Here is a 12,050-nt window from a genome sequence, read left to right on the forward strand (position 1 = left end):
GCTTCCACCCAGCCTCTGATGTATGATGGAAATACCTTACTGTTGAAGGGAGTGATCGGCATGACACGCCGGACTAGATTGACTACTGTTGCTAATAAGGTGAGCCTGAACTGAATAGGACAGGCAGACGCAACCGGTCTGCCGCAATTTAAGGATATCGCTGCCCATTTTTCCTGAGAACATCGAGGGTTTGTTTGCTTATGCTTTTTTTACCCTCTCATCTGGATAATGCAGACCGCAGGCGTTAGCCTTGCGGTCTTTTTGTGTGCAAAAAAATCGTTTCGGAGGAAGAGTATGCTACAAAAAACATTGCAGTCATTAGGCTGGAATTCCTTTTTTCATAGACAATGTCTCCCTTCGGCACATCCCGGCTTGATTCCGGCGAGGGTTATCTCTCAACACAATGACAGCTACCACGTGATGTCGGAGCAGGGCGAATGTACGGCCAAGGTTACGGGTAAATTCCGGTATACGGCCCATCGCCTTGCAGATTACCCCGTCGTTGGAGATTTTGTATGGATAGAGCCGAATGGAGACCATGCACGGATTCATCAGGTTATGCGCCGAAAAAATAGTTTCTCGCGAAAAATGCCGATCTCAGGCGGACGGAAGATGAAGAACGGCGTGATAGAAGGCGGAGTCACCCAGGAACAGGTCATTGCCTCGAACCTCGATACCCTGTTCATCATGTGCGGAGTGGACGGCAATTTCAACATTCCACGAATAGAACGGTATCTGACGATTGCCAGACATCAGAAGTTAGAAGCCGTTATCCTTCTCAACAAAATCGATCTGGTCCAACAACCTGACCGCTATGCAGCACAGGTCAAGGAAATAGCCGGAGGAGCAAGCATCCTCCCCATAAGCGCCGCGCACCGCACAGGACTCGACCCGCTGGCGGCCTACATGCTCCCTGGCAAAACGATTGTCTTCATCGGCTCATCCGGCGTAGGGAAATCAACCCTGCTGAATACATTGCTCGAACGGGAAGTGCAAACGACCCGTCTCACAAGTCATTATTCCGGCAAGGGCAAGCATACGACGACTCATAGACAAATGTTCTTTCACCCTTCCGGCTGTATGATCGTGGATACGCCAGGAATGAAAGAATTGCAGCTGTGGGCAGATGACACGGATCTCGATTCGGTATTCGCTGAGATTGCCGACATCATGTCGCAATGCCGATTTTCGAATTGCACGCACCGCAGCGAGCCGGGCTGCGCTCTACAAGCGGCGCTCAAGAGCGGCGCGCTGTCACGGGAACGCTATGGGCGGTATACAGCCCAGTTGAAGGAACTGCAGCGGCTGCAGGATAAGAAAAGAGAGTACGCACGGAGGCAAGGCAAGAAAAATAAATACGAATCATAAAAGGAGCTGCAACCGAATGTTGAAACTGAAATATTTATTCCATGATGAGAACTTGGCGGAAATGCTTGTGAAAAATTGGGAGTACGATCCGGAATCGCTGGATATGTTTCAGTATTACCGCATCTCATCCAATGCCATTTATCCCTTCGAATATGAAGAACAGACCCGGCTTTTGCGCTTTGCCCCAACGACGGAGAAATGCAAAACGAATATCGCCGCGGAGCTTGACTTTATTGCGTACTTGCGCGGCAACGGCTACAGAGCATTGGAACCGGTTGCCTCGTTAGGCGGGGAGGAGCTTGTCGAAGCACGCACTCCATGGGGGGACTTCTATGCCTCCGTCTTTAAGCGTGTACCCGGCGTGCAAATCAGCCAGACCGATTGCAACGACGAGATTATGTTCTGCTATGGCAAAGCGCTAGGAAAGCTCCATCAATTATCCAGCGAGTACGTTCCTGTCACGTCCAAGCGCTGGACCTGCCACGATGTATTGGACTGGATTGAGGAGCTGTTCATCGATTCTCCACAGGAGGAAGCCGCATTGGCGGAGGCGAGATTGCTGCGGAACTACTTCGCTTCTCTTCCTGTCACCAAGAGCAATTTTGGACTCGTTCATTATGATTTTGAATACGATAACGTTTTCTATGATGAGACAACGCATTCCTGCCATGTCATCGACTTCGATGACGCGATGTATCACTGGTACGCGATGGACATCGAGCAAGCATTGGCCAGTTTGCGGGACTGTGTGTCCCCGGACAGCTTCAATGCGACAAAACAATGCTTTTTAGACGGTTACCGCTCGGAATTTGACATCTCAGATGATATGGAGGCGCTCCTGCCGGCATGCCGGCGGTTCGCCGCTCTGTACGGATATGCCCGCGTATGGCGAGCCATGGCGGAACAATGGGCGAACGAACCGGATTGGCTCGTTGAGCTGAGAGAGAACTTGAGAGGGCATCTGACAGAAGATTCGTCCTGCTTCGGGAAGGAGATCTAGGAAGGCCAACGCGATATCAAGGAAAATGGAGAAGAGGGGGCCCCCCTCTTCTTTCCTTACGGCACGATTCGATCGTTTGCATTCGTCAAGCTGTACCTGCTATACTATGACCATATTTCAAGCTGGGAGGCCCTGCTTTCATGCACATGCACGGCATCGCATTTATTCGGCTACGCAAGTAAAAGGTACAGAACGGTAAGCTCGTCCATTTTTTGAAGAAATGGTCCGGGTTTATTTGTGCTGTGCCTTTTTCATTGCCTAATCCGAATGAATGAGGTGCTTTTTTGTGTCTAAAAACAAATATTCCCAGCGCGAAAAGTCCGGCATCGCCAACTTTTCCGCCCAACATCTATTAATCAGCAAGCGCGTGATCAACGAATTAATCGAACTGGCCCAGATTCGGCCAACCGATACGATATTGGATATTGGCGCAGGCGCGGGAGCCATTACCTTCCCGGCTGCGGAGAAAGCGGCACAGGTGCTGGCCATTGAAAGCGATCCTGCCCTCGCCGGCACAATCGAGAAGAAGATGGGGAAAGGAACCAATATCCGCATCAGACAGGCGGATATTTTGCAGACGCGCTTGCCCAAGGCTCCGTTCTCCGTCGTAGCGAATATTCCGTACTCGATCACGACACCGATCTTCGGCAAGCTGCTTGACCAGCCGGCCGTGCCGCTGCAGCGGGCCGTGCTCATTATCGAAAAAGGGGCGGCCAAACGCTTTACCGCCGCTCCGATTACCGATCCGCGCATTCTCGTCTGGAGAATGTGGCATGATATCCGGCTGGTGCGAACGGTGTCGCCGCAGCATTTTGCGCCGCCTCCGCGCGTTGATTCCGCGGTGGTGACGATCTGCAAGAAACCCGCCCCTGCGGTTCCCCTGAAGCATCATGCGAGGTTTCTCGCGTTGGCGTTGCATGCCCTGCAATATCCGCTTATGCCATTCGGTGCAGCGCTATCGGAGATATTCACGTCTCCTCAGCTTGCTAAGCTGGCGCGAACGCTGGGAGCCGACCGGAATATGCCGATCAGCCATGTGCAGGAGCGGCAATGGGGAGAGCTGTTCCACGCCATGCTTCGGCATGTGGATCCTTGTCGCTGGCCGAGGATGCAGAAGAAAAATGCGCGAGGCTTACGGAATCGCAGAAAATAATTAACCGCCCGTCCGGGCGGTTTCAGACTGTCGACAAAGTCCTGTCGACAGTCTTTTTTTCTTAGGAAGGGCGGGGCCGGGGAAGGCAGGACAGGTTAGGTTAGGGCGCAACCTGGTCCCTGCGTGAAGCTAGATGGTCTGCGCATGAAGCAAGATGGTCTCCGCATGAAGAAAGCTAGTCTCCGTATGAAGCAAGCTAGTCTCCGTATGAAATTGCTGCACAGGCGCAGCATTTTTAACCTCAATAGGCTAAATTCCGAGAAAATCCTGCAAAATTACATTATTTCGCCATTTTGAATGCTATTTATGCCTTGCCATGTGGTAATTGCTGTATTTTTGCAGCAATCTTATTTTCGCAACCTCGTGCCAATGAAATTGCTGCATTATTGCAGTATTGGTGGAGCAGGTGACTAGAGTGGCGGGAGATACTGCAACTTTAGTGGAGTGGGATGACTAGAGCGGCGGGATTAACGCAGCTTCTGCCTCTTTGGTGAAAAAGCCATCGGCCACCGATTTGGCGTTCAATCCATCCAGCGCGCTGAGGACAATCAATCCGTATTTGCAGCGCAGCCAATCGCTTGGTGCAGCGGATAATGATATTCTCGCGGCGGGAGAGTACGCCTGAGAAGTGGACCTCTCCGTCCCCGGCGAGCCGATCCGGCCATACGTGGAAGCCGTTGATCACGATCGGCAAAGCCAAGGAGGCTTGCATGCCGATGTTCAGGATCAGCTGCGGCATGTGGAGAGGGTGTGCCCCTTCCGCTATTTGCGAGTTCATAGCATCTTCGACGATGAGATGATGGTATACGATGAGGACGAGGCGGGTCACCTCCGCCATACAGAAGAAAACAAACAGATTTATGCGCAGAGGAAAGAAACAATAGAGCGGGTTTTGCTGGAAGACCGGTCGCCCCTCTCCTAGGTTCTCTTTCGTATTTGTAAAAATGGATAAAAAACGTAAAGAACTCCCGCAGCTACTGTATTTCGCGGGAGTTTGTCTTCAATCTGGAACCGCCCGTCCGGGCGGTTTTTCTTTTTTGGACGGTATATATCTTCAGTCGTGCATACTTTAAATTGCATAATTCCTTTGCCTCCATCGTTCGTACCAGGCGTAAATGCTGCGCGGGACGGCGGATTCCAGGTCCCCCTCGACTCGCGCCCTGAGCAGCCAATACTGCTCTTCTACGCCGCCCTTATCCCCTAATTCATCGTACAGCATCATTAGGGTGAAATACGTTTCTTCCTCATCGGGAAGCTGCTGCTGAATGCGCTGGTTGACCTGAACAGCCGCTTGCAGCCTTCCTTGCTCCACATAAAACCTGCTCAAATTTCTCGCATGCTGCAGCCATAGCTGTCGAAGCCGTTCCCTTTCGTATTCCGCCCACAGGTACTCATAATCTCCAAGATAATTGCCCTCGAATAGCTTCAGCGCATGCTCATGCGCATCAATATGATCCGGACCGAGAGCTTTTAATTGCTTAAGCTGCCGTTCCCATTCCTCCACGTCAATCTGGACATCGCCAATCTCCAGCCGGTACCCGACCTCCAAATCTCCGTTTTGGATCGATATCGAATCCATTCCGCTATTCTTCAGGGTTTGCCTGATTTGGTACACTGTCGCATACAACTGTTGGACGGCCCTTGACATTTCGAAGTCCGGCCACAGCAGTTCAATAAGTGTGCTTCGCTCAATCATGCGCCCGCGATGATGGAGCAAATAGGCAAACAGCTCCTGAGCTTTGCTCGTACGCCACTTGAACATCTGAGGCTCCTTGCCCGGGAGTTGGAAGCGGAGCTGATTGAAGCAGAGGATGCAGGGAGGATTTATCTCCATTTTCTTCTTTTGGCTTGTATGCAGCCGGTCTCGCAACCGCTGGACGGTTCGCCGCAGGCGCTCCAATTCAATGGGCTTCATGACATAATCCAGCGCATACAGCTCAAATGCCTTCACGGCATACCGATCATATCCCGTCACGAACACAATCTCGATGCCGGGTACGGCCGCCTTCAGTTCCTCTCCCAGCTTCAGTCCATTTAGCTCCGGCATATGGATATCAAGGAAGACAACATCGGGGCGGTGTCTCGTCATCAACTCCACCACCTGCCGCGGCTCCGAGCACATATCGACAATCTCAATGCCGCCGATATCGCTTTCCAGCATTTCCTTGAGCCCTCTCAGTGCCAAGTGCTCATCATCAACCAATACGGCTCGCATCGGAGTCCCCTTCCTTTACACGATAGTTGATCCTTCCCGACAACACCAGGCATTTTTCCACATGATTCCCGGTGTTACTAGATTAACAACCGCACCTATACCAAACCTATACATGCCGATGTACGCCAAAAAACCCCTGTCACCGACAGAGGCTTCGAATTCAGTTGAAGGCAGGTATTACAACCTTTCCTTGTAAAACAGCGCCCGCACCGCAAAGCGAGGCAAGATTAACTGTCTTCGTAATCTCGATGGCTGTTGAATGAGACGATACAGCCATTCGGCGTGAAGCCTTTGCCAGAGCTGCGGCGCCCGCTTCACTTTCCCGGCGATAATATCGAGGCTTCCGCCGACGCCAATCGCGACCTTGGCTTGCAGAATCTCCCGATGTTTATGTATCCAATGCTCGGCATACGGCGCTCCCAGCGCGACGATTAAGAAGTCAGGCGCAGAAGAGCGGATCTCTTCCACAATCTTCGCTTCTTCCTCCGGTTGGAAAAAGCCATGATGCCTGCCCCGAATCGCCACATTCGGATAGGTGCGGGCAATCACTTCTGCCGCTCTCCGGCTTGTCTCCTCCTCGGCCCCCAGCAGATAGAAGGACCATCCCTTCCGATTGCCGGTTTCCAGCAGCTTCAGCAGCAGGTCGCAGCCGGTCACTCTTTCCGGAAGCTGACCGCCCCGGAGCCGGGATACCATGACGATGCCGATCCTATCCGCCGTGACAAGCCCCGCCTCGTCCACGATGGAGCGCAATTGCGCATCCTGCTGACAGGACATGACGATTTCGGGATTCCCCGTCACGACGTGGAACAGATCGGAGCGCTCCTCGGCGATGACTTCGCCAAGCGTGTACAGCGTCTCATCCATCGTCATCTTGGGGAACGATATTCCCATAATCTTGGCGACATTATCCATGAGCGAACTCCACCTTCGACTAAGATATCCATATCGTACCATAATTCATCGCCTGGAGCCATCACCGGACCGTCCGCATCAACGACTGCCTATTTTTTTGAAAAACAAGACTCTGCTCTCTCCCCGCCCGTCATAATTGGAATGAACCGACACGCCGCCCGCTTCGCTGTCGCCCGGCTCGATACGGAACCCCATTCGCGTATGGAACGCAATCGAGGTTGTATTGATGGGAGAAGTGACGCAGCGGACCGTATCGCACCCGAGTTGACATACGTTGTCTATAAATGTCTGATACAACCTTCTCGCCACTCCGTTCTTCCGCTGATCGGGATGCACGCCGATAAAATGAATGTACGCTTCATTCGGACAAGTCTGGGACTGGAACCCGATCAGGAACCCGATAATTTCGCCATCCTGTTCCGCAATGAAGCTGGTCGGCTGGAAATGGACAAAAAACAGCTTCGGCAGCATATCAGACATCTGCCTGCCTCCCCACCAATCATTCAGGACCGCAATCACTTCCGCATAGTCCGACGCGTTAACCGTACGAATGTTCAATGTGCCGGCTCCTTTCGTTATAGAATTCCGTTTTTTTCTAACCCTTGCTATACTCATAACATTACATCGATAAGATAACATTTTCCAGGTGAAAAAATGACGATTGCGAACCGAACAGCCCGGCCAATCTCCCCCATCCTGCACGCCATCTCCAGAACCCATTATTGGAAGGGGCATGGCGCCTTGTCCATCAAGACGTTCCGGAACGGCCGCGCTTTTTACGAGGCGGGCCAGGGGCATTTTGCCGTGGACGACAACAGCTATCTTGTACTCAACCAAGGCCAGGAATATGCCATCACGATAGAAGCCGAGCAGCCGGTTGAATCCTTTTCCGTCTTTTTCCCCGACTCTGTGGCAGAAGCGGTCTTGCATCATCTGACGGTGTCGGACGAGCAACTGCTGGACGATCCCTTCTCGCCGAAGCGTGGGACCATCGAGTTCGTGCAGAGAACATACCCGCATGATCAATGGATCGCTCCCGCTCTTCGGAGGTTGCGGGCCGAGTATGCCTCCAGACAAGGCGAAGCGATGTGGCTGGAGGATAAGCTGCATGGGCTGGCACAGGCGCTCCTGCAGGTTCACCTTCAAGTCCGGCGGGACATCTCGAAGCTTCCGGCTCGGAAATCAGCGACGCGCTCAGAGCTGTACAAGCGGGTCCATACAGGCCATGATTATATGTCAGCCTATTACGATCGTCCGATTACATTAACCGACATCGCAAGGGCGGCGTGCCTGTCGCCCAACCATTTTCTCCGAAGCTACAAGCAATTGTTCGGCAGGTCTCCCCATCAATATATTATGGAAAAGAGGCTTCAAGCAGCGAAACAGCTTCTGCTTCATACCGAGAAGTCCGTAACCGAGATTTGCCTGGAGGTCGGATGTCACAGTCCCGGTTCGTTCAGCAGCCTGTTCTCCCGGCGGTTCGGTGTTCCTCCGTCCCGGTTGCGGACAAAAAGGTGATTTTCAAGAAGCGCATCCCCTTGGATTCGGCTATCGTAAAGATCGCAGCATCACGAGAACATAACTCGATAACTCGAGAGAAAGAGAACGGAGGATGCCAAGTGATCGAAGAGGTATGTAAAGCGGCGCAGGCGGGCGACGCATCGCGGCTGTCCGCCCTTCTGGAAGCGAATCCGCAGCTCGCCAATGAAGAGAACGGAGACGGGCTTCTTCCATTGGGAATTGCGGCCCATTGCGGCCGCGTCGATGTGGTCCGGACGCTATTGGACCGAGGTGCCGATGTCAATGCCCTGTCCTGCTCCGCCATATCCATCATCCCGTCCAACACTGCATTGCATGCCGCGATTGCAGGAGCCCGGGACCGGGAGGTCATCCAATTGCTTCTGGAGCGCGGCGCGAACCCCGCTTTGCTCGACAGCAACGGTCATACTTGCCTGCATGTGGCGGTTCTGCACGACGACGGCATCGAATTGATTCGTCTGTTGCTGGACCATGGAGCCGACGCCAACGCCCGAGCAGAGGGCGGCGACACCGCCTTGTCGCTTGCCCTGGCGCAAGGGCATCGGCATACAGCCGAGTTCCTGCGCCGGAACGGGGCCAAGGCGTAGGCAGGCCACAGACTCTGCCTGGAGGGGAAGTGAGGATAGACGCGCCACTAAATGAAGAAAGGACAGCGATTCAGCCGCTGTCCTTTCTCATGTCTCACCCTAAGCAGTACGCCTGTTACGCTGAGTGCTCTATGAAACTCGTGAAATCCGCCAGACGATCCGCATCAACATCCTGTCTTCCATACGCGTCAAGAAACCGCTCATGATACCGGTCTGTCTTCAGATTATAGCGAAGCGTCCACAATCCCCAGTACAGATCGAAATGTCTGTCGCCGACTCCGCCATTCCCCACATCGATAAACGATCGAAATGAGAAGCGATCCAGAATCACATTCGGCAGGCAATAATCCCCGTGAATCAAGACATCATCGCTGGTGAAATTCTCCAAGCGATGCACAAGTCCGGGATCGATCCCCTTGTCGATCGCTTCCTCCAGCATCTCTGCCGTCCGGTGCGGATAAGGACAGCCGTCTACCGGAAGCGAATGCAGCATCCGCAGCGATTCGCCGAAGACAGCCGCCAATCTGTCCGGCTGTTCAAGATGCACGGCCTCGGCGCCATCCTGCCCTTCCACGGCCTCGGTCAGCAGATAATCCCGCTCCCCGTCCGATTCATACGCAATGACGTCTGGCGCGAGGCCAAGACCGTGCATGAACCGCGTCATCCGGCATTCCCGTTCCAGACTGCCGCCGGCGCATATTTTAAGGAACGCGTGCTCCGCCCCCTCTACGAACAAGGTCTTCGCCGCTTCCGAACAGCTGCTGTCATAGATAGTTGCCTGTTCAAGATACGGCCGCATGGCGCCCGGCACCGTCCCGAAATCAAAAGTTATTTCCGTTCTCTTCATTTCTTTTCCTCCTGCCGCCAAAGACGCTCCCCCTGCCCGCTTACGCTCTCCGGGACAGCTTCAGCATCGTATCCGCATTCTTCTGGAAGCGATACGGAACGCGCACCTCTTCCGCGTCCCACCCTTGGCTGTCCATATATTCGAGCAGCGGTCCGGCATGCTCATACTTGCGGTTCGACAAGTCCGCCAGCGGGAAAATGCGAATCTCTTCGCGCGTCACCCGCATCAGCTCGCGAATCGTCCGCACATGAAAATCATAATCCAGCCGATCCGCATACATGAACAGGAAATGGGCCGACAAGGTAATGTCGAAGGCCTCGTCCGGGAACGGCAGCTCGGGCAGCACGGCCGGCACATAGCGCTCCGGGGCCTGCTTCATGTCTGCCGCGCAATCGCGCAGCGCCTGTATTCGAGTCCGCTTCAATCCGGCTACCGATTGATATTCGTCCCAGATGTAGTTCGCTTGCGCCTTCTCCATATGCTCCATCGCATGCTCAATATCCTGCAGTCCTTTGCGTTCCAGCTCTTCCGCCGCATAATAGTAAGCGATATCGGCTGCCGTCACATCCACCCCATGCCGGCTGGCGACAGCCGTGAAGGAGCATGCCCCGGACGGACAATCCAATATCCGCTTCCCCGCCATCTGCTCCGCCGACAGATCGAACATCTTCACATACTCTTCGAACGTCCTTCCAATAAACACGATCCGGCTCAAATCCAGCTTTACCTCCGCTTGACTCATCTCTGCTCAGCTCACCTTTCTCCGCTAAATAATAATTCACTCGCATTGTACCATATGGTGGAGAATTTTACTGCATATCCGCCTGCCTCGCAGACGGCTTGCCGCCCGGTCTGCGGGGATCGGAGGTGGCCAGGTATACCCCGGCCAGGACGACAGCCATCCCTGCGGCTTGCTCCCAGGTGACGGTGCTGCCATAGACGGCTACGGACATCAGCGTCGCCACGATCGGCGTCAGGTTCAAGTACATGCTGGCCATGTTCCCGCCCAACACCTCTACCCCTTTATTGAAAATAAGATATCCGATCAGCGTCCCGCCGACAATCATATAGATCATCTCCGCCCAGCTCTGGGCCGACATCGCCGCTGCCCGTTCCCAGCCTCCTTCGAACAGCGTCCCGGCCGCAAGCAGGACGGAGCCCGACAGCATCATGACCGCATTTGCGGGCAATGCGGGAACACCTTGAAGGATCGATTTGCCTGTCAGGCCATACAGAACCCCGCACACTAGGGCCGCCATGAACAGCAGATCCCCGTAATTCAAGCGCAGCGAGAGGAGCGCCGAGACGGAGCCGTTCACGATGACGGCAATGACACCGACGAGCGACAGCGCCACACCGAGTCCGGCGCGCGGATTCCACGCCTCCTTGCGGAGGAGGACGGAGCCGAGCAGGGTGAAGGCTGGCATCGCCGCAATAATGAGCGCCCCATTGGTCGCAGACGTATATTTCAACGCGGTGAAGAACAAGGCGTTATAGCCAAATATGCCGACCGCGCCGATAAAAAGCAGCCCCTTCCAGCGGCTTGCGATCTCGGACCAACGCCATTCCTTCCGCACCGTCACGACGAGCGCAAGGAGAAGCCCGGCGATGCCGAAGCGGATTGTCGCCGCGACAAGCGGGGGAATTTCCGTAATGACATGCTTGGCCGTCGCGAACGCGCCTCCCCAAAATAAAGGTACGAGCAGCATCAGCCAATACATCACTTTCGGTTTCGTTCCGTCCTCTTTTCCCATCCTGGTTTCACATCTCCCATGTTCGATTCATTTTCGCTATATGTTTATATGTTTAAAATCTTAAACCTACGAGTCAAAAAAAGAACAAATTAACAATCCGACTCGATCGCCAAGCACAGATCTTTAATTTGCTTCAGGAACTCCCTCGAGCTCAACGCATAATATTTTTCATTTCCTTGCTTGTCGAACCCAATCAGTCCGGCCTGTCTCAATATTTTCAAATGATGGGACACGGCGGGCCGCGACAGCTCCATTCTCTCTGTAATCTGGTTCACATTCAAGCGTCCCTGTTCCAGCAGCAGCATAATGATCTGCTGGCGGTTCTCGTCCCCCAGCGCCTGAAAAATCGGCGTCGCCAAGCGGAACTTCTCCAATACAAGCTCCTTGTTCGTGCATCCGGAAGCTTCCATATGATTCACCCTTGTAGGTTTAAACTTTTAAACATAGATCATTATCTTCGAATCATCTCCTCGTGTCAAGCCATCCCTTGCCTGCGTCCGTCCGGGAAGGCCGCCCGAGCATATGTGTGCAAGCCTTATGTTATAATAAAACTTGTCAGGAGCCTGATGGCCCTGCCTATGAGAATGTTCAGAGAGGGTGCTCCCATTCATGATCCATTACATTCGGTTGCGTTAATGAGAGGTGCGGATGAAGGCTCAGCCATTTTTTTGA

14 protein-coding genes are annotated in these 12,050 nt (G+C 53.6%); 7 read left to right on the forward strand and 7 right to left on the reverse strand.

Translation table 11 applies throughout. From position 1 onward, the window contains the following. The first annotated feature begins 420 nt into the window (after nt 1-420). The 5 genes from rsgA (at nt 421) to NNL35_RS26930 (ending at nt 4,443) form a co-directional block, all read left to right on the forward strand. The gene (gene rsgA, locus NNL35_RS26915; RefSeq protein WP_276540157.1) at nt 421-1,368 is read left to right on the forward strand and encodes a ribosome small subunit-dependent GTPase A; all 948 of its coding nucleotides are present in this window, start codon (nt 421-423) and stop codon (nt 1,366-1,368) included. A 16-nt stretch (nt 1,369-1,384) separates the two neighbouring features. After that, nucleotides 1,385-2,368 (forward strand): phosphotransferase enzyme family protein, encoded by a 984-nt coding sequence (locus NNL35_RS26920; protein ID WP_254553914.1) that lies wholly within the window; start codon nt 1,385-1,387, stop codon nt 2,366-2,368. 286 nt (nt 2,369-2,654) lie between these two features. Beyond that, on the forward strand, nt 2,655-3,521 hold the full coding sequence (gene erm / locus NNL35_RS26925) for a 23S ribosomal RNA methyltransferase Erm (RefSeq protein WP_254553915.1): 867 nt from the start codon (nt 2,655-2,657) through the stop codon (nt 3,519-3,521). Nucleotides 3,522-4,011: 490 nt separating this feature from the next. Continuing rightward, nucleotides 4,012-4,146 carry a hypothetical protein gene (locus NNL35_RS30480; RefSeq protein ID WP_276540144.1) on the forward strand — a complete coding sequence of 45 codons (135 nt, stop codon included), beginning with the start codon at nt 4,012-4,014 and terminating at the stop codon, nt 4,144-4,146. A 3-nt stretch (nt 4,147-4,149) separates the two neighbouring features. Then, complete coding sequence (locus tag NNL35_RS26930; protein ID WP_254554011.1) at nt 4,150-4,443, forward strand: hypothetical protein; 294 nt, start codon at nt 4,150-4,152, stop codon at nt 4,441-4,443. A gap of 147 nt (nt 4,444-4,590) precedes the next feature. Here the strand turns inward: NNL35_RS26930 and NNL35_RS26935 are convergent, their stop codons facing one another. The 3 genes from NNL35_RS26935 to NNL35_RS26945 all read right to left on the reverse strand — a co-directional run bounded on the left by NNL35_RS26935 (nt 4,591) and on the right by NNL35_RS26945 (nt 7,266). Then, entirely contained in the window at nt 4,591-5,736 is a 1,146-nt protein-coding gene (locus tag NNL35_RS26935) for a response regulator (protein ID WP_006679019.1), read from the reverse strand. Between the two features lie 177 nt (nt 5,737-5,913). Continuing rightward, nucleotides 5,914-6,651, reverse strand: coding sequence for a WecB/TagA/CpsF family glycosyltransferase (locus NNL35_RS26940; RefSeq protein WP_006679020.1), 738 nt, complete (start codon nt 6,649-6,651; stop codon nt 5,914-5,916). A gap of 78 nt (nt 6,652-6,729) precedes the next feature. After that, a complete protein-coding gene (locus NNL35_RS26945; protein WP_085982261.1) occupies nt 6,730-7,266 on the reverse strand; it encodes a GNAT family N-acetyltransferase in 537 nt (178 codons plus the stop codon). Nucleotides 7,267-7,305: 39 nt separating this feature from the next. On the opposite strand from NNL35_RS26945, the gene NNL35_RS26950 reads away from it, so the two are divergent. Together NNL35_RS26950 and NNL35_RS26955 are read left to right on the forward strand one after the other, a co-directional pair. Beyond that, complete coding sequence (locus tag NNL35_RS26950) at nt 7,306-8,169, forward strand: helix-turn-helix transcriptional regulator (RefSeq protein WP_040733781.1); 864 nt, start codon at nt 7,306-7,308, stop codon at nt 8,167-8,169. A 101-nt stretch (nt 8,170-8,270) separates the two neighbouring features. Next, nucleotides 8,271-8,777: an ankyrin repeat domain-containing protein gene (locus NNL35_RS26955; protein WP_006679023.1), complete on the forward strand. Its 507-nt coding sequence runs from the start codon at nt 8,271-8,273 to the stop codon at nt 8,775-8,777. 115 nt (nt 8,778-8,892) lie between these two features. Here the strand turns inward: NNL35_RS26955 and NNL35_RS26960 are convergent, their stop codons facing one another. The 4 genes from NNL35_RS26960 to NNL35_RS26975 form a co-directional block, all read right to left on the reverse strand. Then, complete coding sequence (locus NNL35_RS26960; protein ID WP_006679024.1) at nt 8,893-9,624, reverse strand: aminoglycoside 3'-phosphotransferase; 732 nt, start codon at nt 9,622-9,624, stop codon at nt 8,893-8,895. A gap of 40 nt (nt 9,625-9,664) precedes the next feature. Next, nucleotides 9,665-10,366 carry a class I SAM-dependent methyltransferase gene (locus tag NNL35_RS26965; protein WP_006679025.1) on the reverse strand — a complete coding sequence of 234 codons (702 nt, stop codon included), beginning with the start codon at nt 10,364-10,366 and terminating at the stop codon, nt 9,665-9,667. 67 nt (nt 10,367-10,433) lie between these two features. Further along, nucleotides 10,434-11,378: a DMT family transporter gene (locus NNL35_RS26970; RefSeq protein ID WP_006679026.1), complete on the reverse strand. Its 945-nt coding sequence runs from the start codon at nt 11,376-11,378 to the stop codon at nt 10,434-10,436. Between the two features lie 89 nt (nt 11,379-11,467). Then, nucleotides 11,468-11,788, reverse strand: coding sequence for an ArsR/SmtB family transcription factor (locus tag NNL35_RS26975; RefSeq protein WP_006679027.1), 321 nt, complete (start codon nt 11,786-11,788; stop codon nt 11,468-11,470). Nucleotides 11,789-12,050: the final 262 nt, after the last annotated feature.

It is taken from the genome of Paenibacillus dendritiformis (genome assembly GCF_945605565.1).
GTDB lineage: Bacteria > Bacillota > Bacilli > Paenibacillales > Paenibacillaceae > Paenibacillus_B > Paenibacillus_B dendritiformis_A.